The organism is Streptomyces sp. NPDC104313 (assembly GCF_055583985.1).
This window is the reverse complement of record NZ_JBVJMW010000001.1, coordinates 642,392-666,684: the sequence shown is the minus strand read 5'-3', so window position 1 is coordinate 666,684 and position 24,293 is coordinate 642,392. Positions and strand designations below refer to the sequence as shown.

Below are 24,293 nucleotides of genomic sequence, written 5' to 3'. Positions count from 1 at the left end.
CGCGCACGGCGGGGCATCCTGACAGCGCCGCCTGATCAGACGAGGTCGTGCTGCCAGCGGAGCGCGGGGTGGCCCTCGATCCAGTAGACGTGGGCCTCCTTCGTGACGCGGAGCCGTACCTCGGTGATGTCGGGGCGGTCCGCGGCCTGCCAGGCGGTGAGGGCCTGCTCGATCGCGTCCCACAGCGCCATGGGGCCGCCTTGGTGGACCGTCCAGGTGCCGTCGTTCTCCGTGAACGAGGCGAAGGACTCGTGCTCCGGGTCGAAGAGGTACAGCAGCCGGTTGCCCTCCAGTGATGTGGCGCGGGTGAAGCGCGCCCCCGGAGAAGCGAGTTGAGCGAGGAACGCGGGCATCCAGTCCTCCAGCAGGAGAGGGGACACCTTGGTCTCGCGCTCACTGTCGGCATAGGCCGTGCGGGCCGACAGGTCACCACCGATGGGCGCCTCCGTCTGGGACCGGGCTTGCATGAAGGAGCTACGGCCGATGATCGCGCCCTCGGCGGTACCGTCCTCAGCGACGGTGACCTTTGCCAGGCCGGTGCCGTAGTGCCAGGAGCCGCCGACCGTGGTGAGGACGATGCCGCCCGGCCTGGTCTGCCTGATCCAGGCGTAGGGGATGCGGCGTACCGCGCAGGTGGCGATGGTGCGGTCGTACGGGGCACGGCGAGGGTGGCCGAGGAGCCCGTCGCCTGTGACGGTCCAGGTCGAGTATCCGGCGGTTTCCAGGGCGGCGTCCGCCCGGGCCGAGACGCTGGGGTCCACTTCGACCGTGGTGACGGAGTCCTCCCCGAGGCGGTAGCACATGAGGGCGGAGGAATAGCCGGTTCCCGTGCCGATCTCCAGGACCTGGTGACCGTCCTCCACCTCCAGCTTCTCCAACATGTCCACGACGGTGACCGGGGTGGTGGACGAGGAGGTCGGGGAGCCGGTCACGAGGTCGCTGACCTGGTCGGCGGTGAGACGTCCGTCGAGCTGGGTGGTCAGGGACTCGTCACGGTAGGCGATCCGTACCCACGCGGCCGGGTCGCTCCCGGCCTCGGTCACCGGCTGCCACCGGCCACCCTCTGCGGGCAGGAACACACCCGGGTTCAGGAACAGCTCGCGGGGAACGGCCTCCACAGCCGCCCGCCATGGGGAGCTGGTGAGGACGCCCGCCTGCGTCAGGCGTCCGGCCAGCGCACGCCGCTCCTGGGCGGTGTCGGACATGGGGCGACTCCTTGCGTCAGCAGTTCAGCGAATGCGGCGGACATCGCGAGGCCGGTGGACTCCTCCAGCCACCCCCACTGTCCGTTCGGGTTCAGCTCCAGCCACCAGAGGCCACCGGCCTCATCGACGGCGAAGTCGAAGCTTCCCGAGACCAGACCGAAGTGGTCCAGGTACGCCAGGAGCGCCTTCTCCACACGATCGGGCAGGTCCACCACGCGGTAGGACAGGGCTGAGTAGTCCTTGCGCCAGTCCAGCATCCCGGACTCGATCCGTACGGTGAACACCTCGCGGCCGACGACCAGCACGCGAAGATCGGCAACCTTGTTCACCACGGCCTGGAAGAGGTGCGGCACCACAGCCACGCGCTCGTCGATCTCTGTCGCCGTCACCAGGCCGGCCCACCCGGTGAGGGGAACACCAGCTCGCTGGTAGGGCGTCCACCGGAGCGTCTTGAAGATCACCTGATCGTGACTGCCGACGAAGGACCGCAACTCGTCCGGGCAGACCGGACTCACCGTCGGACCCGACGCCCCGGCCGTCACCGCCGTACCGCCGTCACCGCCGTACCGCCGTCACCGACGGCTCGGCCCCCGCCGACCCGTCGGGACGGCGGGCCTCACTTCACGACGACGTTGTCCCCGGGCGACGTCGACGGCCCGGTGGTGGTGTTGCCGTAGTACACCCAGCGCCAGGTGCCCGTCTTGGAGGCTTTCACGGTGGTCTTGAGGGCGCCCGAGCCGTTCGCCTGCACCTTCTTCACCGTGGTGTAGGAGGCGGCATCGGAGGGCTTGAACTGGAGGCTCACCGTGCGGTCCGCGTAGGAGGCGTACTTCCTGGTCTCCCAGTTGGCCCGCGTGACCTTTCCGGTCACGGTGATGGTCCTGCCCTTGGAGACCGGTTCGGGCGAGGCGTTGACGGTCAGGCGGGAGTTGCGCTTGACGTGCACCGTCAGACCCTCGTCGTCGGTGTCACCGCCGCCGCCCTTGAAGCGCACCTCGGCCGCGACCTTCCAGGCCCCGGCCTCGCTGTTGCGCATGTCGTAGAGACTCGGGTCGAAATACATCGTCTCCTTGATGTCGCAGACGCCCAAGCTCACCTTGATGCAGTCGCTCGTCTCGATGGCGTGCCACAGTTGGTCACCCACACCCTTGCGGTACAGGTACGCCATCGACCACTTCCACTGGTGCTTGGTCGTGATCCGGAAGGAGGCGGGCACCGCGACCTCCTTCGATGTCCCGATCACGATCGGCTTGCCGCCGTTCACCTGGACACGGGTGAACGAGACCCCACCCTCGGCCGCCCCGGCCGGTACCGCCGCCACCGCCGTGAACACCGCCGCCGCACCTCCGGCCACGACGACTCTCCAGACCTGCTTTCCCACCTGATCCCCGATCTCCGTACGGAAAGGTGCCGAAGACTCATCCCTTCGGCGCCTTACAGACATCCGGCATCCACACAGGGTTGTACACCCGCCATCACCGTGGGGCGTCGGGCAAGCCCGTCTCTCGGATCACGTCTGCTCGCTATCCCACTCCGCTCGCGGCCGACGGTGGAACTCCGGCCGTCAGATGACGATGACGCGGCGGCCCCGCGTGTGCCCCGCCCGGCTGTCGATGTGCGCGGTGGCCGCCTCGGCGAGCGGGTAGGACTTCTCCACCGGGATGTGCAGCCTGCCGCGTGAGATCAGCGCCGCCGCCTCGGCCAGTGCGTCCGGCACGCTCCCCGCCACGCCGGAGAACCGGACGCCGAACTCCGCCGCGTCCAGGTCCGCGATGCTGACCACCTTCCCCGGGTCACCGGTCAGTTCGACCAGTTCGCGGAGCACGCCCGAGCCCGCCAGATCGAGCGCGGCGTCGACGCGGCCGAGCAGCCGCACCCGCTCGACCCAGCTCTCGCCGTACGTCGTGGCGAGCGCGCCCAGGCCGCGCAGGTACTCCTGGTTGGCGGCGCCGGCCGTGCCGATGACCGTGACGCCCCGGTCGCGGGCGATCTGCGACACCGCCGAACCGACCCCGCCGGAAGCACCGTTGACCAGCAGTGTCTGACCGGGGCGGACCCCGACCTCGCGCAGGACGCGCAGGGCGGTCTCCACCACGGACGGGTAGCCGGCCGCCTCCTCGAACGTCAGGCCCTCAGGCATCCGGGCCCACGCGGACAGCACGGCGAACTCGGCGTACGTGGCGGAGCCTTCACCGAACACGTGGTCGCCGACCTCCACTCCCTCCACGCCCTCGCCGACCTCGTCCACCACTCCTGCGGCGTCGAGGCCTACTCCTGACGGCAGTTCGACCGGATGGGCTCCGAGGACCTGGCCTTCGCGGATGCGCCAGTCGACGGGGTTCACCCCCGCGGCGCGTACACGGACGCGTATCCGGCCGGGGCCCGCGTGGGGTTCCTCGGCGTCGATGAGGTGCAGGACGTCCGGGCCGCCGAACGCGGCGAAGCTCACTTTCTTCATGCGCTCGACCGTAACACTAACCGTTAGTATTACGGAGTCGTTGTTGTTTTGTATTTGGTAGCGTTCGCGCATGACCGAGCCGCCCGGACGCCGCGAGCGCAAGAAGGCCGCGACCCGCCAGAAGATCGCCGACACCGCTCTGCGGCTCTTCCTGGAACGCGGGTACGACGCCGTCGGTATCCGAGAGGTGGCGGCCGAGGCGGACGTGGCCGTCACCACGCTCTTCTCCCACTTCGCCTCGAAGGAGGCGTTGGTCTTCGAGCAGGACCAGGGCTTCGAACAGGGCCTCGTCCGGGCGGTCGCGGACCGGACGCCGGACGAGGCGCTGATTCCCGCGCTGCGGCGCGAGGTCCACGCCCTGGTGCGCCACTGCACGGCGCCGGAGGCCGCGCCGGTGTGGAACATGATCGAGTCGTCACCACCCCTGCGGGAGTACGAGGAGTCGATGCGGCTGCGCCACGCGGAGTCGCTGGCCGCCGCCATCGCCGCCGATCTCGGCGTACCGGAGACGTCGACAGCCTGCCGGACCATCGCGAGGTTCGTGATCGACGGCTACGCGCTGGCCCGCGAGGCGGCTGATCCGGGGGCCGCGGTGGACGAGATCTTCCGGATGATCGAGGCGGCATGGGGGGCTGCCCGCCTCGCCTGAGGAGCGTCCGGGCTCAGGCGTCCGACCGGCGGGCCCCGTTGCGAGGGCCGTGCCAGTCCAGACACAGGACGGTGGCGTCGTCCTTCGGTGGTCGACCGCCATAGGCGTCGGCCACCGCGCCGACCAGGGCACGGACGACCTCGCGCGGGTGCTCGGCCGCGGTCCGCAGCAGGAGGCCGGGCAGGTCGACTCTCTCCGCTTCGCGTTCCTGCATTCCGTCGGTGAACAGCACGAGACGGTCACCGGGGCGCAGGTCGATGTCCTGTACCCCGTACGGGCCCTGAGCGGTGAACCCGAACGGCATGTTGACGACCAGGTCCAGCTCCTCGACCGCGCCGTCACGCAACCGGAGCGGCCCGGGGTGGCCGGCGTTGACCAACTGGGCGCCGCTCCCGTCGAGGGCGATGCGGAGCAACTGGCCCGTGGCGTAGGTGTGGCGCCCGTGGTCGAGGAGGGCCTGATGCGTGTGGTGGGCCTGTTCGGCGAGGCCCGATCCGGCGCGGCGGGCGCCGCGCGAGGCGTTCACGACCAGGGTCGCGGTGAGGGAGGCGTCGACGTCGTGGCCCATGGCGTCGGTGACGGACAGATGCAGGGTGTCGTTGTCGAGGCTGTAGTCGTAGGTGTCGCCCGCGATGTCGGATGCCGGGACCAAGGCTCCGGCGAGGGCGAATTCGCCTGCCTCGCAGGAGGCGGCCGAGGGGAGGAGCTGCCGCTGGATCTCCGCCGCCAGACTGACCGACGTCGTGCGGTTCCCCCAGTGGTAGAGGTCGGTGAAGCGACGGTCGGTGACGATGATGTACGCCAGTGCGTGCGCGGCCTCCTCGACCTGTTCCAACACGCCCTCGGTCACGACGTCGAGGAACAGCTCCAGCACGCCGATGGTGTCACCGCGGTTGGTGACCGGTGCGAGCACGCGCCGCCCCAGCTCGTCGTCCTCCGCCAGCACCGGCTTCTGGGCACGCAGAACCTTGTCGTAGACGCCGCTGCCGGCCAGGGGGACTCTCTCGGCCCGGTGCTCCTGGGAGACGCCGGCCGTGTCGTTGACCCGCAGCAGACGGTTGCCGACCACGTCGACGAAGAGGAAGGACACGTACCGCGCCCCGAACCGGGTCCGCAGATTGCGTGCCACGACATCGAGCGAGTCCACCGGGGCCGCGTTCTCCGCCGCCGCCAGCACCTCAGCCAGTCCCATCCGGTCATGCGTCACCACAGCCTCCAAAAGTAGAGAGTGCTTATGCCCGCTGACGCCTCTCTCATTGCCCCGGTCGGGGAATCCGGGTGGCTGCGGCGAGTGGCGGCGCGTGGTGGCGACCGGGGCGCGAAGTCTCGGATGCGCGCGGGACGAACCGAGTTCACCTGCGGTGTGCGGCTCCGCGAGCAGGCCTGGTGCACCACTCCGCCGGTGGCGATATCGGTCGTATCGCGCCATAAGGTTGCTAGCTTTCGCTGGTCGGCTGGGTCGTCGCCGGGTTCGCGGCGCCGGCCACGGGCTCGATCCAGCTCCGGGAGACCCCGCATGTCCAGCTCCGAGCGACCCCGCACGTCCAGCTCCCAGCGACCCCTACGTCCTCGGTCCGGGCGCCCCCCGCGCGTCCTCGCTCCGAGCGACCCCGCACACCTTCTGCCGGCACCGAGCGAAAGGCCCCTCGTGAACAGCACCACCCCCGCTTCCGCCCTCGGCGTCCACTCCGAGGTGGGACATCTGCGCAAGGTCCTGGTCTGCGCCCCCGGACTGGCCCACCGGCGGCTGACCCCGACCAACTCCGGCGATCTGCTGTTCGACGACGTGATGTGGGTGGAGAACGCCCAGCGGGACCACGCCGACTTCGTCGCCCAGCTCACCGGGCGCGGCGTGGAGGTCGTCGAACTGCACGAACTGCTCGCCGCCACGGTGGCTGTGCCCGAGGCCCGGACGTGGCTCCTGGACCGGAAGATCACCGCCAACGAGGTGGGCCTCGGCCTGATCGACGACACCCGCGCCTTCCTGGAGACCCTGACACCGCGGCACCTCGCGGAGTACCTGATCGGCGGGCTCGCCACCGCCGACCTCCCCGACGCGTTCCGTTCGGGGTACGTGGCGCTCGCCCGCGAGGGGGCCGGGGCGCGGGAGTACCTGATGCCGCCGCTGCCCAACACCCTGTACACCCGTGACACCACCTGCTGGCTCTACGGCGGAGTGACGCTGAACCCGCTCTACTGGTCCGCCCGGCGCGACGAGACCCTCCTGATGAAGGCCATCTACACCTTCCACCCCGACTTCCGGGGCAGCGACGTCTGGTGGGGCGACCCCGAGAAGGAGTGGGGCCAGGCCACGTTCGAGGGCGGGGACATCATGCCCGTCGGCAACGGCGTCGTCCTCATGGGCCTGAGCGAACGGACCTCCCGCCAGGCCATCACCCAGGTCGCGGCCGCCCTGTTCGAGCAGGGGGCGGCCGAGCACGTGATCGTCGCCGGGATGCCGAAGCTGCGCTCGGCGATGCACCTCGACACGGTCTTCACCTTCGCGGACCGGGACATCGTCACGCTGTACCCGCGCATCATGGACGGCGTCCGCGCCTTCTCGCTGCGGCCGTCCGACCTGGCGCCCGGGATCGAGATCACCGACGAGGGCAGCACCCCGTTCACCGAGGTCGTTGCCCGCGCTTTGGGCCTTCCCCGGCTCAGGGTGATCGAGACGGGCGGTGACGTCTACGCCTCGGAGCGCCAGCAGTGGGACAGCGGCAACAACGCGGTGGCGCTGGAGCCCGGCGTGGTCTTCACCTACGACCGCAACACGCAGACGAACGCGCTGCTGCGGAGGGCCGGGGTGGAGGTCATCACCATCGTCGGCGCGGAGCTGGGCCGGGGCAGGGGCGGCGGGCACTGCATGACCTGCCCGCTGATCCGCGACGCGGTGACGTTCTGACCGCGGGACCGCCGCACGCCGGGCACCCCGCTTCCTGGCTCGGCCCACCCGGTGGGCCGAGCCAGGTCAGCCGTCCGGCGGTGGACGCCGAGAGCTGCGCCTGCCGGAGCCCTCGCACCGGATCGCACGGGGAGGCCGGGCCCCGGAGGTACCAGGGGCGCACCCGTGAGGGCCCGAGGCGGTTTCCCGTCTCGGGCCCTCACGGGTCCATACCGCCTGCGCTCACCGCCCTGCGGAGGCCCCGAGCTGCTTGATCTTCTCGAACGGGTAGCCGCCGACGATCCCGATGATCAGGGCGTACCCGGCGAAGGCAGCGAGCCCCCAGGTCGAGATCGACCGGCCGCCACCGCTCATGATGACGATGCCCAGGGGAACCAGCGGCGCGGCCCCGAGTGCGGCGACACCGGTACACCAGAACGCCACCAGGTCGTTGGCCCGCTTCCGCAGTGCGGGGTCAGCCTTCACCTCGGCCGGGACCTCGTAACCGACGGCCCCGTCGCACACCTTGCCCCGGTAGCCGGTGCGGGCTGCCAGCGAACTGACGACTACCAGCAGGAAGAAGCAGCCGAAGAGGAACAGGTAGGCCATGTGCACCTCGTGCTCTGTCGTGCCCTGCCGCAGGTCCGTCGCGCTGTTCCCGGCCGACGCGCGACGACAGTTGCGGCACCTCGCCGCGCTGTCGGAACATCCCCGTACATCCAGTATGCGGATGTCCCTGCGGGCTTGCGAGACGCGCGTCCGACGCCGCGCGCTGATCCACCGGGAGCGGCGGGACGGCCCTCAGCGGACGTACTTGATGATGAAGGCGATGACCATGTTGACGGCCTTGTCCTTCACCCACCCGGGCAGGAACTTCCAGACGACGCCGCCGATCTCCCCGCCGATGCATCCGATGACGGCATTACGGACGTAGGTCTTCTTGCTGGACGCCTTGCCCGCCCCGATATCGCTCAGCACGGAGGTGGGAATGGAAGCCAGCGCACCCTTCGCGCACCAGGCGGCGGCCGCGATGGCCGCGGCGGCGATCGGGAACGCGCGGGGCTGCACGCTGCCGGAGGATCCCCGGCTCATGGCCCTTTCCAGTTCGGCCATCGCCTCCGGGCCCATGCCCTCCTCGATGAACTGCCGCTGCTCGGTGGTGAGCGGCGGTACTTCCTCTGCTGCCGCCAGTGCCGTCGCCCGCTGCTGCGCCGGGACGGCGGCCGTGGCCGTAGGCGCCACGGTGGCGAGCAGAGCACCGCTGGTGAGGACGGCGATGGCGGACAGCGCGATGCCGCGCGTGCTGGTTCTGCGCATGAAGATTTCCCCCACTTGTGGATGAACAGGCCCTCGCTGCTTCTCAATTGGCGAGGCTGCCTTTCTTGCGCCGCCCACGGGTCAGGCGGTCGGCGTCGCAGAAATCCTTGCATTGCGGGAGGGTGGCACGGAAAGCGGCCGGGGGTGAAAAGAATCATCGAAGGAGTGGGCAACCCGGCTGCTTTAGATTTCGTCGTCTGGTTGGTCACGGCCGGGAAACTCCGCTTCCTTCGGTGGATACTCCGTCAAATTCCTTACCTGGTCGTCGATATGACGCAGAGAGGGTTCTGTGTGGTCGGGCGGTACGCGTCGCGCTGCCGACGACAGCGGCGACGGGAGTGAAACCGGGCAGCACGGGACAGCCCGTACCGGACCGGATACGCGCGATGCCGCTGATCGCGTCGCCCGGCAGCTCCCAGTGACAGCCCGCCTGCCCGTCCGCACCCGGCCGGAGCGGCTCACCAGGACCGTCCCGGGTCCACCGAGTGCGCCGCGCATCGTCGGATTCCGCCGTCCGTCTGCGCACTCCTTATGCGGCTTGGCGAAGAGATCCGGGAACCTTCTCGCGCCTGGTCAGCCGGGTGATCGCTCTCCGATTCGGGCGGCCCGCACATGTTCAGTTGTGGAGGAGACAGGTGAGCAGGCGAATCGGTGTCCTTCCGTTTGCCCTTCTCGCCTGTGCCGAAGAACTCGGGATCGTCATCCCGTCGCGGCCAGGGCGGGCGATTCCGTCGAAGGCGTTCCGATGACGAGGATCAGGACGATTGAGCCGCCACGGGGCTGCCCTCAGGCATCCGTGCGCCCGCGTCCCGCGCCACGTACGCGACAATGGAGCCATGACCACGCTCGCCCCCGCCCTCCCACAGCTCCGCATCGGCCCGCACACCGTGCTGCCGCCGGTCGTGCTGGCCCCGATGGCCGGCATCACCAACGCCCCGTTCCGGACGCTGTGCCGGGAGTTCTCCGGGGGCAAGGGGCTGTTCGTCAGCGAGATGATCACCACGCGGGCGCTGGTCGAGCGCAACGAGAAGACCATGCAGCTCATCCACTTCGACGCGACCGAGACCCCGCGCTCGATCCAGCTCTACGGAGTGGACCCGGTCACCGTCGGCAAGGCGGTCCGGATGATCGTGGACGAGGATCTGGCCGACCACATCGACCTGAACTTCGGCTGCCCGGTCCCCAAGGTCACCCGCAAGGGCGGCGGCTCCGCGCTCCCGTACAAGCGGCACCTGCTGCGGGCCATCCTCAGGGAGGCCGTCTCGGGAGCCGGGGACCTCCCCGTCACCATCAAGATGCGCAAGGGCATCGACGACGACCACCTCACCTTCCTCGACGCCGGCCGCATCGCCGTCGAGGAGGGCATCACCGCTGTCGCCCTGCACGGGCGCACCACCGCCCAGCACTACGGCGGCACCGCCGACTGGGACGCCATCGCCCGGCTCAAGGAGCACGTTCCGGAGATTCCCGTGCTCGGCAACGGCGACATCTGGTGCGCGGACGACGCCCTGCGGATGATGCGGGAGACCGGCTGCGACGGCGTCGTCGTCGGGCGCGGCTGCCTGGGGCGGCCCTGGCTCTTCGCCGACCTGGTGAGCGCCATGGAGGGCCGCGAGGCCCGGCACGCGCCCGCCCTGCGCGAGGTCGCCGACGTCATGGTGCGCCACGCGACGCTGCTGGGGGAGTGGATCGGCGACGAGGTGCGGGGCGTGATCGACTTCCGCAAGCATGTGGCCTGGTATCTCAAGGGCTTCGCGGTCGGCTCCGAGATGCGCAAGAAGCTGGCGATCACCTCCTCGCTGGAGGAGCTGAGCGGCCAGCTGCGCGAACTGGACCTCGACCAGCCCTGGCCGGACGGCGCCGACGGGCCGCGCGGGCGGACCTCGGGCAACAACCGGGTCGTCCTGCCGGACGGCTGGCTCAAGGACCCGTACGACTGCGCGGGCGTCAGCGCCGACGCGGAGCTGGACACCTCCGGCGGCTGATCCCGCACCGGCCCTCCCCGCACAAGACCTCAGCCCCCTCCCCCCGCATGCCCACGCCCGGCGCGGCGTGGCGCTCCGGCGTGTCCGGAGACCCGGTCCGGCGTCGGAGCCCGCGCGGGCGCGGACCTTCGCCCGTAGCCTGAAGGAGGTGGACCTCGGGGTCCTCGGCGACTGCCCGATCCGTCCGGATCCTGAAATCCGGGGTCCGAAACGAGCGTGATTCACGCCACCCTTGATCGGGGTTGCGCTCAGATGAGCGATTTCGACATGACTGCACTTCCGGAAGGCGTGGCACTCAGTGCCACCTCGCTGAATTCGACAAGTGAACTCACTTGTCGATGAGGCTGCTCACATGAGCGGTCAGGGTCAAGTTTCGGCCATACCGCATTCAGGAGGTGAAGGCGGAACGTCAGATGCTTCGGCCGGGCGAGCCTTTCGATCTGCTGGCGGACGGGTGGTTGCGGCCGTATGACGACCAAGTGGACGTACCCATCCACCTTCGATCTGGGTATGTTCCTCGCCGTCAGGGCAGCCACCGCGTCCTCGAGGAGTCGAGACCCGTGTCGGAAAACAATGATCCCCAGAAGTTCGTCTACGACTTCACCGAGGGCAACAAGGATCTGAAGGATCTTCTGGGCGGCAAGGGTGCCAACCTCGCCGAGATGACCAACCTCGGGCTGCCCGTCCCTCCGGGCTTCACGATCACCACCGAGGCCTGCAAGGTCTACCTGGACAGCGGCGACGCGCCGACCGCGCTGCGCGAAGAGGTGAGTGCGCACCTCGAGGCGCTTCAGGAGCGCATGGGCAAGCGGCTCGGCCAGGCCGACGACCCGCTGTTGGTCTCCGTCCGCTCCGGTGCCAAGTTCTCCATGCCCGGCATGATGGACACGGTCCTGAACATCGGTCTCTCCGACGCCTCGGTGGCCGGTCTCGCCACCCAGTCCGGCGACGAGCGCTTCGCCTGGGACTCCTACCGCCGGCTTATCCAGATGTTCGGCAAGACCGTCCTCGGGGTCGACGGCGACCTCTTCGAGGAGGCGCTGGAGGCGGCCAAGGACGCGAAGAAGGTCACGGTCGACACCGACCTCGCCGCGGCCGACCTCAAGAAGCTCGTCCAGCAGTTCAAGAAGATCGTCGAGTCCGAGGCCGGACGTACGTTCCCGCAGGACGCCCGTGAGCAGATGGACCTGGCCATAAACGCGGTCTTCGACTCGTGGAACACCGACCGGGCCAAGCTCTACCGCCGCCAGGAGCGCATTCCCGGCGACCTCGGCACGGCCGTCAACGTCTGCTCGATGGTCTTCGGCAACCTGGGCCCCGAATCCGGCACGGGCGTCGCCTTCACCCGCGACCCGGCCAGCGGCCACCAGGGCGTCTACGGCGACTACCTCCAGAACGCGCAGGGCGAGGACGTCGTCGCCGGTATCCGCAACACGGTGCCGCTCGCCGATCTGGAGTCGATCGACAAGAAGTCGTACGACCAGCTCATGCAGATCATGGAGACCCTGGAGAACCACTACAAGGATCTCTGCGACATCGAGTTCACCATCGAGCGCGGCCGGCTCTGGATGCTCCAGACCCGGGTCGGCAAGCGCACCGCCGGCGCCGCCTTCCGGATCGCCACCCAGCTCGTGGACCAGGGGCTGATCGACGAGGCCGAGGCCCTCCAGCGCGTCAACGGCGCCCAGCTCGCCCAGCTGATGTTCCCGCGGTTCGACGACGAGGCGAAGACCGAACTGCTCGGCCGGGGCATCGCCGCGTCCCCGGGCGCCGCTGTCGGCAAAGCCGTCTTCGACTCCTACACCGCGATCAAGTGGTCCCGCTCCGGCGAGAAGGTCATCCTGATCCGCCGCGAGACCAACCCCGACGACCTCGAAGGCATGATCGCCGCCGAGGGCATCCTGACCTCGCGCGGCGGCAAGACCTCGCACGCGGCGGTCGTGGCGCGCGGCATGGGCAAGACCTGCGTCTGCGGTGCCGAGGACCTGGAGGTCGACACCAAGCGCCGCCGGATGACGGTCGGCGGCAAGGTGATCGAGGAGGGCGACCTGGTCTCCATCGACGGCTCCACCGGCAAGGTCTACCTGGGCGAGGTGCCCGTCGTACCGTCCCCGGTCGTCGAGTACTTCGAGGGCCGGATGCACGCCGGGGCCGACGACGCCGACGAACTGGTCGCCGCCGTGCACCGGATCATGGCGTACGCGGACCGGGTGCGCCGACTGCGCGTGCGGGCCAACGCCGACAACGCCGAGGACGCGCTGCGGGCCCGCCGCTTCGGAGCCCAGGGCATCGGCCTGTGCCGCACCGAGCACATGTTCCTCGGCGAGCGCCGCGGGATGGTCGAGAGGCTGATCCTCGCGGACACCGACGACGAGCGCGAGACCGCGCTGGCCGCTCTCCTCCCGCTCCAGAAGGCCGACTTCATCGAGCTGTTCGAGTCGATGGACGGACTGCCCGTCACCGTCCGCCTGCTGGACCCGCCGCTCCACGAGTTCCTTCCCGACATCACCGAACTGTCGGTCCGCGTCGCGCTCGCCGAGTCCCGCAAGGACGCCAACGAGAACGACCTGCGCCTGCTCCAGGCGGTGCACAAACTGCACGAGCAGAACCCGATGCTGGGTCTGCGCGGGGTGCGCCTGGGCCTCGTCATCCCGGGCCTGTTCGCCATGCAGGTACGGGCCATCGCCGAGGCCGCCGCCCAGCGCAAGAACGCCAAGGGCGACCCGCGCGCCGAGATCATGATTCCGCTCGTCGGCACGGTCCAGGAGCTGGAGATCGTCCGCGAGGAGGCCGACCGGGTCATCACCGAGGTCCAGGCGGCCACCGGCACCGACCTCAAGCTGACCATCGGCACCATGATCGAGCTGCCGCGCGCCGCGCTGACGGCGGGCCAGATCGCCGAGGCCGCACAGTTCTTCTCCTTCGGCACGAACGACCTCACCCAGACGGTGTGGGGCTTCTCCCGCGACGACGTGGAGGCCTCGTTCTTCACCGCGTACCTGGAGAAGGGCATCTTCGGGGTCTCCCCGTTCGAGACGATCGACAGGGACGGCGTCGGCGCGCTGGTCCGCAGCGCCGCCGAGGCCGGCCGGGCCACCCGCCCGGACCTCAAGCTCGGCGTCTGCGGTGAGCACGGCGGTGACCCGGAGTCCGTGCACTTCTTCCACGAGGTGGGCCTGGACTACGTCTCCTGCTCGCCGTTCCGCATCCCGGTCGCCCGCCTGGAGGCGGGCCGGGCCGCAGCCGAGTCCCGGGGCAGTGACAGCCGCTGACCCGGACTCACCGGGTCGGGGCCGTGGAGACGGCCCGGACCCACCGGTCGGGGCCGCACGAACAGCCCCGACCTCCGGGGCCGCCCGAACCCGAGCCCGGCCCTCACCGGCTCACCGGTCCGACGGCGGCCCCGGAACACCGAGAAGCGGCGGCACCCTGTGCGGGGGTGCCGCCGCTTCGCCTGTGCCGCCCGTTACGGTTCCGTAGGGAAGTGGCGTGTGCGGAAATGACGGGCGGTGCGTGTAAGTCATCAAAAGCGCGCACAAATGTCGTGCGGAGAATGTGGCGCAGAGCACATTGCTTCGTTCAGCTCGCAAAGAAATGCGGGTGACGGGCCGGGGACCGGGGTGCGGTCCATGGATCCCCACCCATGGACCGCACCCGGCTTACCCCCGTCGGGTACGGAGCCGCACCGTCGCCCACCGCCGCCGAACACACAAAGCCCCCCACGGCCTTCACGTGCTCATCCGGTGGGCACCGGATGCGTACCCGACGACGTACAGCTTTTCGGGTGGAGCGGAACGGGGCGAGACCTTTCACTTCTGGCCGAAACCCCGTGGTGACCTCCTGTGACGGTCCGCATACCCTTTGGGTGGGGGCATTGCGGATGCAACAGGTGGGGGAGTAGTGCTGCGTATCCATGTGTCCAGGCTGGACCTTTCGCGGGTGCGGATGGCCACGAGGCCGGACGCGCTGTGGGAAACCATTCTCAGCTTTCACCGGATCAGGGACCGGCGCGCATCGACGGTGTTCGGAAAATGGCGTTCGGAATCCCGGGCGCGGTTGAATGGTGAAGCACAGCTGCTGGCGGCGGTCGTCCCGCCCCGCGGCTATTTCCCGGATTTTCTGACGCCCTCCCCGGAGGGCGCCGAACCTCTCGGGCTCGACATCGGAATGGAGGCGCTGCGCGACACTCCGGCCGACCGCGTCCACGCGGAGCTGAAGCTGCTGGCCGACGGGCGGATACGCCGGCGGGCCGGCCTGCCCGCCGGCCCGCGTCAACGGGACCCCGGAGCGCGGAGAGCGAGCGCGGCGCTGCCCGCCGCGCTCCTGGAGGGCCGTGCCGAGCCGCTCGCCCGGCTCATCGGGGCCCTCCGCAGCTACCACCACGCGGCCGTTGAGCCCTACTGGCCACACATTCGGGCCAGCGTCGAGGCGGACCGGGCCGTCCGCGGCCGGGCCCTGCTGGACGGCGGGGTGGACGGGCTCCTGGCCGCGCTGCCGCCGATGATCCGGTGGCGTCCGCCCGTGCTGGAGGCGGACTACCCATGCGACCGCGATCTGCACCTGGACGGGCGCGGGTTACTGCTCCAGCCGTCCTTCTTCTGCCGGAGCACACCCGTGGTCTACCGCGACCCGTCGCTCCCGCCGGTGCTCGTCTACCCGGTGGCGACCCCCGGAGCCCCGGTCTTCGCCGAGCCGGGCCCCTGGCTCGGCCGGCTCGTCGGACACACCCGCTCGGCCGTCCTCTCCTCCATCGGCAACGGCTGCACCACCAGCGAACTCGCCCGCCGGGCCGGGGTGTCGCTGGCCTCCGCGAGCCAGCACGCCTCCGTGTTGCGCGAGGCGGGCCTGGTCCTGACGCTGCGCCACGGCAGCTCGGTCCTGCACACGCTGACCCCGCTCGGCGGCTCCCTGCTGCGCGGCGGAGCCCCGCTCGCCCTGCCCGAGGGAGCCTGACGGGGCCGAGGGGACCTGACGGGGTCCGAGGAGATACGGCACGCCCGAGGAGACCTGGCGTGCCCGAGGGGGGCCGGCGGCCCGAGAGGCCGCTGTCCGGAAGCCGTTGTCAGTGGTCCGTGCGAATCTTCTGCCGTACGCCGATGAGTTCCGCACGGCTCGGCCGTCCAACCATCGAAAGCGCCGCACGGACCACCGCGGGCGCCACAGCACAGAGGAACAGGAAACGACCATGGCGCAGATGATTTTCGTGAACCTGCCGGTGAAGGACCTGGAGACCACCGTGGGCTTCTTCGGGAAGCTCGGCTTCACGACCAACCCGGCTTTCAGCAACGACAAGACCGCGTGTCTGGTCATCAGCGACACGATTTTCGCGATGCTGATGACGGAGGAGCGCTTCAAGGACTTCACCAAGAAGGACGTCGTCGACGCGTCGAAGGCGACCGAGGTGATCCTCGCCCTCAGCGCCGACAGCCGCGAGAAGGTCGACGAGATCGTCGACGCGGCGCTGGCCTCCGGCGGGTTCCCGGCGGGCGAGACGCAGGACATGGGCTCCATGTACGGCCGCTCGTTCCAGGACCCCGACCACCACATCTGGGAGGTCATGTGGATGGACCCGGCCGCCGTAGGCCAGGCCTGAGCCCGGGACGGTACGCCGGGCCGGCGCGGCAGTTCGCGTCGGCCGGCCCGCCGCCCGATCCGGAAGGCGGGCCCGTCAGCCGCGGAAGGGCCCCTTCACCTCGTACGTGATGCCGCCGGAGGAGCTTCCGCTCGTACCGCGCTGCGAGGAGAAGTAGAGCCGGCCGCCGTCCGGCGAGAACGCGGGCCCGGTGATCTCCGAACCGGACTGGCCGGTGATCCGCAGGAACGGGGCCACCGTGTCGTCCGGCGTGATCAGGCAGATCTCCATGTTCCCGCCGTCCTCCGCGATGTAGAGGTCGCCGGACCCGGACCGGGTGACGTTGTCCACGCCGGTCAGTGGGGCGGAGCCGCCGCTCACCAGGGAGTCGTCATAGGCGAGCGAGATCGACGAGGCGTTCGCGTCGTACGCCCACACCCGGTTGTCGCCCTTGGTGGTGAACCAGCAGGTGCCCGCCGCGTAGAAGCAGCCCTCACCGCCGTTGAACACCTTCGCCCCGGACACCTGGTGCCGGGTCTGGGTGGAGGAGCCGGCCGGGTCGGGCACGTTCGCCCAGGTCACCGGTCCCGAGGCGGAGGTGCCGGCCACCAGCACCTGGAGTGTGCCGCTCGACAGGTTCCCCCAGGTGGCGGGCCGGAAGCGGTAGAAGCGGCCGTCGCTCTCGTCCTCGGTGAGGTAGACGTACCCGTGGTCCGGGTCGGCGGCGGCGGCCTCGTGCTTGAAACGGCCCAGCGCCGGACGCCGTACCGCCGCGTTCACGCCCCAGGGATCGGTCTCGTACACATACCCGCGGGTGACCTCCTCGCAGGACAGCCAGGTCTTCCACGGGGTGGCGCCGCCCGCGCAGTTGTTGTTCGTATCGGCGAGGATCCGGTACGCGGACGTCACCGTCCCCGAGGAGTCGAACCTCACCGCGCTCGCCCCGCCCCCGCTGCCCGGGGACACCTCGGCGTTGGAGACGTAGATCCAGCCCGGGCCGTCCGCGTACGTCGCCCCGCCGTCGGGCGCGCTGTGCCAGCGGTAGGAGGTGCCGGGCACCGTCTGCCCGGAGCGGGCGACGACACGGCTGGTGAAGCCGCTCGGCAGCTGGATCCCGTCGCCGTTGGCCGCCTGGAGCGAGCCGTACGGGCCGGGGGCCGGCTGGGCCGGGTCGGCGAAGGCGGCGCCCCGCCACAGCGTGCCGCCGAAGGCGGCCGCCGAGCTGCCGATCACCGCGGTGCGCAAGAAGGTCCGACGTTCCACGATCACTCCACGCATGAGTGTGGGACCGCCGCTCCGGACGGACCGGCGGGTCACGCCGTCAGGACTGTAGGAGTACGGAGTTGACGGAGCGTCACGTGTAAGTGAACGGGCGGCGGAGGAGTTGCGCAGGCCGCATTCCGGGCGGCGGTTCCGGGGCCCTGTGAGGGGCCAGGCAGAAGGGCCAGCGAGAAGGGATCGGCGACCGGCGTCTAATGTCGGTCCGTGCCTGACATAACCCTGACCATGCTGGTGCTCCTCTGCCTCGCCGCAGCCGCCGCGGGCTGGATCGACGCGGTGGTGGGCGGCGGCGGACTACTGCTCCTGCCCGCACTGCTGCTCGGCCTGCCGAACGTCCCGGCGGCCCAGGTGCTCGGCACCAACAAGGCCGTCGCGATCGTGGGCACCTCGGGTGCCGCGGTGACCTTCCTGCGCAAGGCCCCGGTGCGGGTGGGGCTGGCGGTGCGGGTCGGGCTGATGGCGCTCGCCGGGTCGATGGCCGGGGCGTTCTTCGCCGCCGGGATCAGCAGCGATGTGCTCCGCCCGGTGATCATGGTCGTGCTGCTGGGGGTCGCGGCCTTCGTGCTGCTGCGCCCGTCCTTCGGGGCGCCCGCGGCGGGCGACGGCACGGACCGGCCCGTCACCCGGGCCCGGATCGTCACGGCGATCGTGCTGGTCGGCGGCGGTATCGGCTTCTACGACGGGCTGTTCGGGCCGGGCACCGGCACCTTCCTGGTACTGGCCCTGAGCGCCGTGCTCCACCTGGACCTGGTGACCGCGTCGGCCACCGCGAAGATCGTCAACGTGTGCACCAACGCGGGGGCGCTGGCGATGTTCGCGTACCAGGGCAGCGTGCTGTGGCAGCTCGCGGCCGTGATGGCGCTCTTCAACCTGGCGGGCGGGATGATCGGGGCCCGGATGGCGCTGAGCCGGGGCAGCGGCTTCGTCCGGGCGGTGCTGCTGACCGTGGTGTTCTCGCTGGTCGCCAAGTTGGGCTTCGACCAGTGGAACGCGTAGGGGGCGCCGGCCTCAGCGCACCTCGGTGAGGTGCGCGTACGCCACCACGTTGCCCTGGTAGCCGGTCTCCTTCGAGAAGCCGCCGCCGCAGGTGATCAGCCGGAGCGAGGCGTGCGGCGAGTCGCCGTAGACCCGCTGGTCGGGGAAGTCGTCGTTGTCGTAGACCTCGATGGCGTCGATCGAGAACACGGCCGTGCGCCCGTCCTCGCGGACCACCTCGATCCCGGTTCCCTTGGTCAGGGCTCCCAGGGCGTAGAAGACGGACGGGCCGTCCGCGTTGTCCACATGTCCGGCGACGATCGCGGTGCCCCGCGCGCCGGGCGGGACGCCGCCCTCGTACCAGCCCGCGAGGTTGCGGTCCCCGTCCGGCGGTACGTCGAGGCTGCCGTCCGCGGCCAGCCCCAGCCGCGTCATCGGCGCGTCCACCTCGATGCTCGGGATGCGGATGCGGACCGGCTCGGAGGGGTTCAGCGGCTCGGCGACCGGGGAGCCGGGCTGGAGCTGGGGCCCGGCGGCGAAGGCCTGGGCGCCGGAGGGCTGCGGCGGGATCAGCTGGCCGCCGGGCCCGTTCTGGATGAGCCAGATGCCGCACAGCACGGCGATGCCCACCAGCCAGCCCTTGGCCTTCTGCGCGCTCGGTGACACGGCGTCGTCCTCGGTCGGTGGTCCGGGGCGGGCGGGGCGCGCTCGGGGACGCGCCCCGCCCGGTCAGGGGGGAAGCGGGGGTTCAGCTTCCTTCGGCGCCCTCGGAGCGGCGGCGCAGCAGCCACAGTCCGCCGACCGAGGCCAGGCCGATCACGCCGACGCCGAGCGCGACCTGTGTGGAGTTCGGTTCGACGCTGCCGCCGACCCCGGTCCGTACATGGCCGGACGGGCGGTCGTGGATGGGCTTCTCGTGCTTGCCGCCGCCGATCACTTCCAGGTCGCCGACGGCGTCCTTGCCGTTGTCACAGGAGACGATGATCTCGTAGCTGCCGGGACGGGTGTCGTGCGGCACGGTGAACCGGCCGACCACGACATCCTTCTCGGCGCCGGGGCGTAGCTCGAAGTCCCCGGCGTCCAGGGAGTTCGCGTCGCCGATGCCCGAGCCCTTCTTGCCGCAGGCGGTGGTGTTCACGGTCACGGTGGCACCGGGGGGCGCGGTCGCCGGGGTGATCTCCAGACGGCCGAAGTCACCCGCGTACGCGGACGGAGCGGCGGCGGTGAGACCGAACGCGATGACGGTGAACGCGGCACCGACGGTGCCGGTCACGAGGCGGGCAGGACTGCGCATGGGGATCCTCCGGGCAGACGGCGCGAGCGGGTGTGTCCTGTCCCCGAGCCAACGGGGGCCCGGCCCGCCACGCCTTCTGACGTGCGGTCAGCTTTCACCCGTACGGACCGGCGCGGCACCCTTGCCGGAATGGATCGTCGCAGGTCGTGGCGGTGCGGCTGGGCCGTTCGGTCCGCGCTGCCGGGCCGGGTGCCGATCGGGTGAGGCGCGAACATGAGGTGTGACGCAGGTCACATGAATGACCTTGTGGGCCCCGGGCACACGTAGGACACCCCCCACGGGGCGGATCCCCCCCCCGCCCCCCACGGCACCCGCCCCCTGCGGTCCACTCCCCCCTGGACCGGAGGGGGCGGTGTCGGATCCGCCCCCGGTCGCTCCCGCCTCCGGCGGCTCCCGGGGCCCGGGCGCTCCCGCCTCCGGCGGCTGGTCGCTCCCGGGCTCCACTCGCGCCCGGCTCCCTCAGGCTCCGCTCACCCCGTCCGTGGCGCTCCAGGCGATCTGCGGCGGCCGTACCCGGGCGCACAGCGGCTGCCCCTTGGCGTCGGCCAGCCCGAGCCGCCCGGTGAGGTGTCCGGAGCGCGCGGCGGCTTCGAGGACGTCCGGGTCGATGTCGTCGAACATCAGTTTGGCGCGCCGGAACATGGTGAAGACCCCGGCGTCGTCCACCGTGCCCCACGACAGATAGACGAACCGCCCGCCCAGCCGGTTCTGGACGTAGGGCCCCGCCACCTCGATTCCGTCCGCCGTCGCGGTGGCCGTGCAGTCGAGCACCCACGAGGCGGACGGGGCGTCCCCGGGGTGCAGGCCGAGCAGCTCGCCCGGCCGGTCCTTGCGCTGGACGCCGACGTGGATGTTCGCGTACCCGGGGAAGTCGCTGTCCGGGCCGCAGTCACGGCCGGGGAGGGCTGAGGCCTCGATATGAATCTGCATGCCCCCATGGTCCGGCACGGCCGGAACGGGCGCCCCGCCCTTTGGCGCGGGGCGTCTCGCGCGGGTGCTCCGGGGCGTCTCACACGGTGTCCTCCGGGGCACCGTCGTACACCGCGCCCAACTCCCTCATCAGCTCCTCGTCGACCGTGAACACGGTGCCGTCGATCCGCCGCACCGGCGCGATGCCCTGCGAGTTGCAGACGAAGGCGGCCGGATAGCGGCCCACCCCGGCCGGGCCCTCCAGCGTCACCGGGCGGCGCGCCGACGGCCGTCCGGCCCGCTCCAGCCCCTGCTCCAGCAGGGTCATCGTGATGCCGGCGAGCGCCGGGGCGTCGGGCCACACCACCGAGCTCCCGTCCCAGAAGCCGATGTTGGTGATCGCGCCCTCGGTCACCACTCCGCCCGGCGCGGTCAGCAGCGCCTCGTCGAAGCCCGCCCGCCCCGCCAGGATCCCGTAGTGGGTCTGCCCGAACTCGCCCGGCCGCTTGATGTGCGGGGCCGTGCGCGCGTACGGCACCGACATCAGGCTCCGCGCCCCGGCCGGCCTGGCGGCGGGCTCCCGGGCCGTCACCATCAGGGTCGTGCGCGTCGCGCCGGGCGGCAGATAGCCGTACACCCGCACCGAGGCGTTCCGCACCCCCGCCCCGTCCAGGGCGTGCCGGATCAGCTCCCGCACCAGGTCGCCGTCCAACGGCAGGTCGAACAGCTCCCGGTTCGTGGCGTCCAGCCGGGCGAGATGCAGTCCGAGACCCCGCACCCTGCCGTCCCGCACCTGCATGGCGGTGAAGTGGCCGTAGCCGTACAGCGCGGGGATCCGTAGATCCTCCACGGTGGCCGGGCGGCCGTCGAACTCGATGTGGGGCAGGGGCGTGTTCGGCCGGTGTGTCGTCATGCGGCCACCGTAGACAGACACCGTCCGGACCGGACAGATACCGTCCGGACCGGACAGACACCGTCCGGACCCGGATCGGCAGGCTCAGGACGGGCGCGCTTGACCTCAACCAGGGTTGAGGGGGAAAGGTCGGCGCCATGGACATCACCGCCGTATCCACGTCATCCGTATCCACGTCATCCACCGAGCCCGCCCCCCTCAAAGTGGCCGTCATTCTCGGCAGCAACCGCGACGGCCGCTTCGGACCCGTCGTCGCCGACTGGTTCCTGGCCCGAGCGGCGAGCCACCCCGGCATCGAGACCGAGCTGGTCGACGTCGCCGAGGCCGGCCTCCCCACCGAGATCACCTTCAGCCCCGGACCCGAGGAGGCGGCGCGGCTCGGCGCGGTCTCCGCCCGGCTCGCGGCGGCCGACGCCTTCGTCGTCCTCACCCCCGAGTACAACCACTCGTTCCCCGCACCACTGAAGTCGCTCATCGACTGGTACGACGAGGAATGGCGGGCCAAGCCCGTTGCCTTCGTCAGCTACGGCGGTATCTCCGGCGGGCTGCGGGCCGTCGAACATCTCCGGCAGGTCTTCGCCGAACTGCACACCGTCACCGTCCGTGACACCGTGTCCTTCCACAACGCCGGCGCCCTCTTCGACGACGAGGGACGCCACCTGGACCCGGGGCCCGCCGGCGCGGCGGCCAAGACGCTGCTGGACCAGCTGGTGTGGTGGGGCACCGCCCTGCGCGACGCCCGGAATCTCCGTCCGTACGGCGCCTGACCCGCCGTGGGACGACAATCGCACCGAAGGCCCATGGGCAAGGAGCCCGCCGAACTCCGAGGAGAGTGACGATGACAGCGCCGCCGGCATGGCTGACCGTACTGACCACGACCGACAGCGAGGACAAGGCCCGCGCCCTGGCGCAGTCGGCGGTGGAGGCCAGGCTGGCGGCCTGTGCGCAGGTCTCCGCACCCGTCACCTCCGTCTACCGGTGGCAGAACGCCATCGAGACGACAGAGGAGTGGCAGGTGTTCTTCAAGACGACGGCGCAACGCTACGACGAACTGGAGGAACACCTCCAGCGGGAGCACGACTACGAGACGCCGGAGATCATCGCCCTGCCGGTGATCCGGGGCAGCGCCCGCTACCTCGGCTGGGTGACCGCGGAGACGGCGCCCCCGGCAGCCCTGTGACGGCGGCCATGACCACGACCGCCCCCGGCGGCCCCGTCGCCGCCGGGCTGCCCTTCTTCGTGTACGGGACGCTGCTGCCGGGCGAACCCAACCACGACCTGTTCCTCCGGGGCCGAACGGTGGGGGAGCGGCCGGCCGTGCTGCCCCGGGCCCTGCTCTACGAAGGTCCCGGCTACCCGTACGCGATCGAGGGTCACGGCCGCGTCCACGGCACGCTGCTCGTCGCCGCGCCCGGGGTGTACGGCGAACTGCTCGGGCTGCTGGACCACCTGGAGGAGTTCCTCGGCCCCGGCCACCCGCGCAACCTGTACGAACGCGTCGTCCGCGAGGTCGAGCTGCCGGGGCGGGAGGGGGCGGAGGCCGGGGAGTCCGTGCGGGCCTGGGTCTACCTGGCCGCGACCGCCGTCACCCGCTCGCTGCGGACCGGCGGGGTCCGCATCCCCGAGGGGCGGTGGACAGCCGGAGGTGCGGCGGGCGCCTCCCAGGGGGCGGCCCGGCCGAGCCGCTGACGCCGGACTCCACCCGCCCGGCGCAGACATCCGACGGCCCGCCCCGGGCCGTCAACGCGCCTCGCACCGTGCTCGGGGCTGTCGGCCCCCGCGCCCCGTGCCGTGCCCCGGGGGCCGTCAGCGCGCCCCGGTGGCCAGCGCTTCCGTCACGCCCTGCTCCTTTGGCCCCAGGAAACGCGGGTCGGGCCGGAGCAGGGCGTCCAGCGCGGCCTTGCCCGAGGCCGCGAGCTCCCGGGCGCCGCCGTAGTACCAGGTGGAGTCCCGTGGCTCGTCGACCCCGACGCCGTACGCGTCGATCCCGGCGGACCGGCACAGAGTGACAGCCCGGTGGATGTGGAAGCCCTGGCTCACCAGCACCGCCCGGTCGACCCCGAAGATCTTCTTGGCCCGGACGCAGGAGTCCCAGGAGTCGAACCCGGCGTAGTCGCTCACGATCCGCTCGTCCGGCACCCCGCGCCCGGTGAGATACGTGCGCATCGCGTCCGGCTCGTCGTACTCCACACGGCTGTTGTCCCCGGTGACCAGGACGACCTTCACCTTCCCGGTCCGGTACAGCTCGACCGCCGCGTCCAACCGGTGTGCGAGGTAATCGGTCGGCCGGCCCTTCCACAGTCCGGCACCGAACACCACGGCGACCTCCCGCGCCGGAGCCTCGGCCGTCGTGCCCACCCGGTCGCCGGCCTCCAGCCGCATCCAGGTCGCGGGCACCAGGGCCAGCACACAGGCGGTCATCAGCCCCTGCGCCAGCCGCCGTTGCGCCCGCCGGGTGCGCGGCAGCCGCACCACCGGCCACGACGGCGACCGGAACCGGGCGGACAGCCGCGACCGGGCCGGCAGCCGCAGCCGCGGTACGGACCGGGCTCCCGGTACGGACCGGGCCTGCCACCGGTGCTCCTCCAGCCACCGCCCGAGCGCTTTGCGTCTCCCCCCGGCCTTCCCGCTCTTCCCACGCACCAGAACCCCACCCGTCTGTCTGTCCGTCAGTCCGTTCGCCCGCCCGTCGCGCCGGCTGCGCGCGGGCCGTGTGCCCCCACCCCACCTGACGACCGGGATGCCGCAAAGGTTCGCCGGCCGCCCCGGATGTGGCGTCCGACACCGGCGGGGAGAGGACCGCACGGGCCCGCACCCACCGCACCCGCACCCACCGTGTACCGCCCGCCCG

General features: G+C 71.0%; 22 protein-coding genes and 1 pseudogene. 10 read left to right on the top strand and 13 right to left on the bottom strand.

The genetic code is table 11. The features are described 5' to 3' along the window. Positions 1 to 35: 35 nt before the first annotated feature. From tgmC to ACZ60Q_RS02940, 4 genes and pseudogenes are all read right to left on the bottom strand, one after another. Entirely contained in the window at positions 36 to 1,205 is a 1,170-nt protein-coding gene (gene tgmC, locus ACZ60Q_RS02955; RefSeq protein ID WP_469627429.1) for an ATP-grasp peptide maturase system methyltransferase, read from the bottom strand. Then, a pseudogene (locus tag ACZ60Q_RS02950) lies at positions 1,160 to 1,705 on the bottom strand (MvdC/MvdD family ATP grasp protein); the annotation flags it as partial. The pseudogene ACZ60Q_RS02950 and the gene tgmC, both read right to left, overlap by 46 nt. A 116-nt stretch (positions 1,706 to 1,821) precedes the next feature. After that, positions 1,822 to 2,586, bottom strand: a complete 765-nt coding sequence (locus ACZ60Q_RS02945) for a hypothetical protein (protein ID WP_469627427.1) — start codon at positions 2,584 to 2,586, stop codon at positions 1,822 to 1,824. A 183-nt stretch (positions 2,587 to 2,769) separates the two neighbouring features. Then, positions 2,770 to 3,663: an NADP-dependent oxidoreductase gene (locus ACZ60Q_RS02940; protein ID WP_469627424.1), complete on the bottom strand. Its 894-nt coding sequence runs from the start codon at positions 3,661 to 3,663 to the stop codon at positions 2,770 to 2,772. Between the two features lie 70 nt (positions 3,664 to 3,733). Between ACZ60Q_RS02940 and ACZ60Q_RS02935 the strand changes: the two genes are divergently transcribed. Then, positions 3,734 to 4,312 (top strand): TetR/AcrR family transcriptional regulator, encoded by a 579-nt coding sequence (locus tag ACZ60Q_RS02935; protein WP_469627421.1) that lies wholly within the window; start codon positions 3,734 to 3,736, stop codon positions 4,310 to 4,312. A 13-nt stretch (positions 4,313 to 4,325) separates the two neighbouring features. Here ACZ60Q_RS02935 and ACZ60Q_RS02930 read toward each other — a convergent pair whose 3' ends face one another. Beyond that, positions 4,326 to 5,504, bottom strand: coding sequence for a PP2C family protein-serine/threonine phosphatase (locus tag ACZ60Q_RS02930; protein ID WP_469627418.1), 1,179 nt, complete (start codon positions 5,502 to 5,504; stop codon positions 4,326 to 4,328). A 456-nt stretch (positions 5,505 to 5,960) separates the two neighbouring features. On the opposite strand from ACZ60Q_RS02930, the gene ACZ60Q_RS02925 reads away from it, so the two are divergent. Further along, positions 5,961 to 7,217 carry an arginine deiminase gene (locus ACZ60Q_RS02925; RefSeq protein WP_469627415.1) on the top strand — a complete coding sequence of 419 codons (1,257 nt, stop codon included), beginning with the start codon at positions 5,961 to 5,963 and terminating at the stop codon, positions 7,215 to 7,217. Between the two features lie 222 nt (positions 7,218 to 7,439). Here ACZ60Q_RS02925 and ACZ60Q_RS02920 read toward each other — a convergent pair whose 3' ends face one another. Next, positions 7,440 to 7,805, bottom strand: a complete 366-nt coding sequence (locus ACZ60Q_RS02920; RefSeq protein ID WP_097955513.1) for a hypothetical protein — start codon at positions 7,803 to 7,805, stop codon at positions 7,440 to 7,442. A gap of 192 nt (positions 7,806 to 7,997) precedes the next feature. Further along, positions 7,998 to 8,513 carry a hypothetical protein gene (locus ACZ60Q_RS02915; protein WP_469627412.1) on the bottom strand — a complete coding sequence of 172 codons (516 nt, stop codon included), beginning with the start codon at positions 8,511 to 8,513 and terminating at the stop codon, positions 7,998 to 8,000. 836 nt (positions 8,514 to 9,349) lie between these two features. Between ACZ60Q_RS02915 and dusB the strand changes: the two genes are divergently transcribed. The 4 genes from dusB (at position 9,350) to ACZ60Q_RS02895 (ending at position 16,091) form a co-directional block, all read left to right on the top strand. Further along, a complete protein-coding gene (gene dusB, locus ACZ60Q_RS02910) occupies positions 9,350 to 10,498 on the top strand; it encodes a tRNA dihydrouridine synthase DusB (protein ID WP_469627409.1) in 1,149 nt (382 codons plus the stop codon). Between the two features lie 560 nt (positions 10,499 to 11,058). Next, positions 11,059 to 13,770, top strand: coding sequence for a pyruvate, phosphate dikinase (gene ppdK, locus ACZ60Q_RS02905; RefSeq protein ID WP_469627406.1), 2,712 nt, complete (start codon positions 11,059 to 11,061; stop codon positions 13,768 to 13,770). A 628-nt stretch (positions 13,771 to 14,398) separates the two neighbouring features. Beyond that, positions 14,399 to 15,451: an ArsR/SmtB family transcription factor gene (locus ACZ60Q_RS02900; protein ID WP_469627403.1), complete on the top strand. Its 1,053-nt coding sequence runs from the start codon at positions 14,399 to 14,401 to the stop codon at positions 15,449 to 15,451. Between the two features lie 232 nt (positions 15,452 to 15,683). Continuing rightward, positions 15,684 to 16,091: a VOC family protein gene (locus ACZ60Q_RS02895; protein WP_469627400.1), complete on the top strand. Its 408-nt coding sequence runs from the start codon at positions 15,684 to 15,686 to the stop codon at positions 16,089 to 16,091. Between the two features lie 75 nt (positions 16,092 to 16,166). Here the strand turns inward: ACZ60Q_RS02895 and ACZ60Q_RS02890 are convergent, their stop codons facing one another. Further along, positions 16,167 to 17,333 carry an alkaline phosphatase PhoX gene (locus tag ACZ60Q_RS02890; protein ID WP_469627397.1) on the bottom strand — a complete coding sequence of 389 codons (1,167 nt, stop codon included), beginning with the start codon at positions 17,331 to 17,333 and terminating at the stop codon, positions 16,167 to 16,169. Positions 17,334 to 17,555: 222 nt separating this feature from the next. On the opposite strand from ACZ60Q_RS02890, the gene ACZ60Q_RS02885 reads away from it, so the two are divergent. Next, a complete protein-coding gene (locus ACZ60Q_RS02885; protein WP_469627394.1) occupies positions 17,556 to 18,347 on the top strand; it encodes a TSUP family transporter in 792 nt (263 codons plus the stop codon). Positions 18,348 to 18,359: 12 nt separating this feature from the next. Here ACZ60Q_RS02885 and ACZ60Q_RS02880 read toward each other — a convergent pair whose 3' ends face one another. The 4 genes from ACZ60Q_RS02880 to ACZ60Q_RS02865 form a co-directional block, all read right to left on the bottom strand. Next, a complete protein-coding gene (locus ACZ60Q_RS02880) occupies positions 18,360 to 18,992 on the bottom strand; it encodes a class F sortase (protein ID WP_469627391.1) in 633 nt (210 codons plus the stop codon). Positions 18,993 to 19,074: 82 nt separating this feature from the next. Further along, positions 19,075 to 19,620, bottom strand: coding sequence for a hypothetical protein (locus ACZ60Q_RS02875; protein ID WP_469627388.1), 546 nt, complete (start codon positions 19,618 to 19,620; stop codon positions 19,075 to 19,077). Positions 19,621 to 20,079: 459 nt separating this feature from the next. After that, positions 20,080 to 20,550 (bottom strand): DUF5990 family protein, encoded by a 471-nt coding sequence (locus ACZ60Q_RS02870; RefSeq protein WP_469627386.1) that lies wholly within the window; start codon positions 20,548 to 20,550, stop codon positions 20,080 to 20,082. A 79-nt stretch (positions 20,551 to 20,629) separates the two neighbouring features. Continuing rightward, complete coding sequence (locus tag ACZ60Q_RS02865) at positions 20,630 to 21,442, bottom strand: aminotransferase class IV family protein (protein WP_469627383.1); 813 nt, start codon at positions 21,440 to 21,442, stop codon at positions 20,630 to 20,632. 137 nt (positions 21,443 to 21,579) lie between these two features. On the opposite strand from ACZ60Q_RS02865, the gene ACZ60Q_RS02860 reads away from it, so the two are divergent. From ACZ60Q_RS02860 to ACZ60Q_RS02850, 3 genes are all read left to right on the top strand, one after another. Then, on the top strand, positions 21,580 to 22,209 hold the full coding sequence (locus ACZ60Q_RS02860; protein WP_469627380.1) for an NADPH-dependent FMN reductase: 630 nt from the start codon (positions 21,580 to 21,582) through the stop codon (positions 22,207 to 22,209). 71 nt (positions 22,210 to 22,280) lie between these two features. Beyond that, positions 22,281 to 22,622, top strand: a complete 342-nt coding sequence (gene cutA, locus ACZ60Q_RS02855; RefSeq protein ID WP_469627378.1) for a divalent-cation tolerance protein CutA — start codon at positions 22,281 to 22,283, stop codon at positions 22,620 to 22,622. An 8-nt stretch (positions 22,623 to 22,630) separates the two neighbouring features. Then, entirely contained in the window at positions 22,631 to 23,131 is a 501-nt protein-coding gene (locus ACZ60Q_RS02850; RefSeq protein ID WP_469627376.1) for a gamma-glutamylcyclotransferase family protein, read from the top strand. 117 nt (positions 23,132 to 23,248) lie between these two features. Here the strand turns inward: ACZ60Q_RS02850 and ACZ60Q_RS02845 are convergent, their stop codons facing one another. Beyond that, positions 23,249 to 24,085: a SanA/YdcF family protein gene (locus tag ACZ60Q_RS02845; protein ID WP_469627373.1), complete on the bottom strand. Its 837-nt coding sequence runs from the start codon at positions 24,083 to 24,085 to the stop codon at positions 23,249 to 23,251. Between the last annotated feature and the right edge of the window lie 208 nt (positions 24,086 to 24,293).

Excerpts from the sequence above, each read along its gene's own strand:
- tgmC (WP_469627429.1), bottom strand. The coding sequence starts at position 1,205 with ATGTCCGACACCGCCCAGGAGCGGCGTGCGCTGGCCGGACGCCTGACG.
- ACZ60Q_RS02940 (WP_469627424.1), bottom strand. The coding sequence starts at position 3,663 with ATGAAGAAAGTGAGCTTCGCCGCGTTCGGCGGCCCGGACGTCCTGCAC.
- ACZ60Q_RS02935 (WP_469627421.1), top strand. The coding sequence starts at position 3,734 with ATGACCGAGCCGCCCGGACGCCGCGAGCGCAAGAAGGCCGCGACCCGC.
- ACZ60Q_RS02930 (WP_469627418.1), bottom strand. The coding sequence starts at position 5,504 with ATGGGACTGGCTGAGGTGCTGGCGGCGGCGGAGAACGCGGCCCCGGTG.
- ACZ60Q_RS02920 (WP_097955513.1), bottom strand. The coding sequence starts at position 7,805 with ATGGCCTACCTGTTCCTCTTCGGCTGCTTCTTCCTGCTGGTAGTCGTC.
- ACZ60Q_RS02915 (WP_469627412.1), bottom strand. The coding sequence starts at position 8,513 with ATGCGCAGAACCAGCACGCGCGGCATCGCGCTGTCCGCCATCGCCGTC.
- dusB (WP_469627409.1), top strand. The coding sequence starts at position 9,350 with ATGACCACGCTCGCCCCCGCCCTCCCACAGCTCCGCATCGGCCCGCAC.
- ACZ60Q_RS02895 (WP_469627400.1), top strand. The coding sequence starts at position 15,684 with ATGGCGCAGATGATTTTCGTGAACCTGCCGGTGAAGGACCTGGAGACC.
- ACZ60Q_RS02875 (WP_469627388.1), bottom strand. The coding sequence starts at position 19,620 with ATGCGCAGTCCTGCCCGCCTCGTGACCGGCACCGTCGGTGCCGCGTTC.
- ACZ60Q_RS02870 (WP_469627386.1), bottom strand. The coding sequence starts at position 20,550 with ATGCAGATTCATATCGAGGCCTCAGCCCTCCCCGGCCGTGACTGCGGC.
- ACZ60Q_RS02865 (WP_469627383.1), bottom strand. The coding sequence starts at position 21,442 with ATGACGACACACCGGCCGAACACGCCCCTGCCCCACATCGAGTTCGAC.
- ACZ60Q_RS02860 (WP_469627380.1), top strand. The coding sequence starts at position 21,580 with ATGGACATCACCGCCGTATCCACGTCATCCGTATCCACGTCATCCACC.
- cutA (WP_469627378.1), top strand. The coding sequence starts at position 22,281 with ATGACAGCGCCGCCGGCATGGCTGACCGTACTGACCACGACCGACAGC.
- ACZ60Q_RS02850 (WP_469627376.1), top strand. The coding sequence starts at position 22,631 with ATGACCACGACCGCCCCCGGCGGCCCCGTCGCCGCCGGGCTGCCCTTC.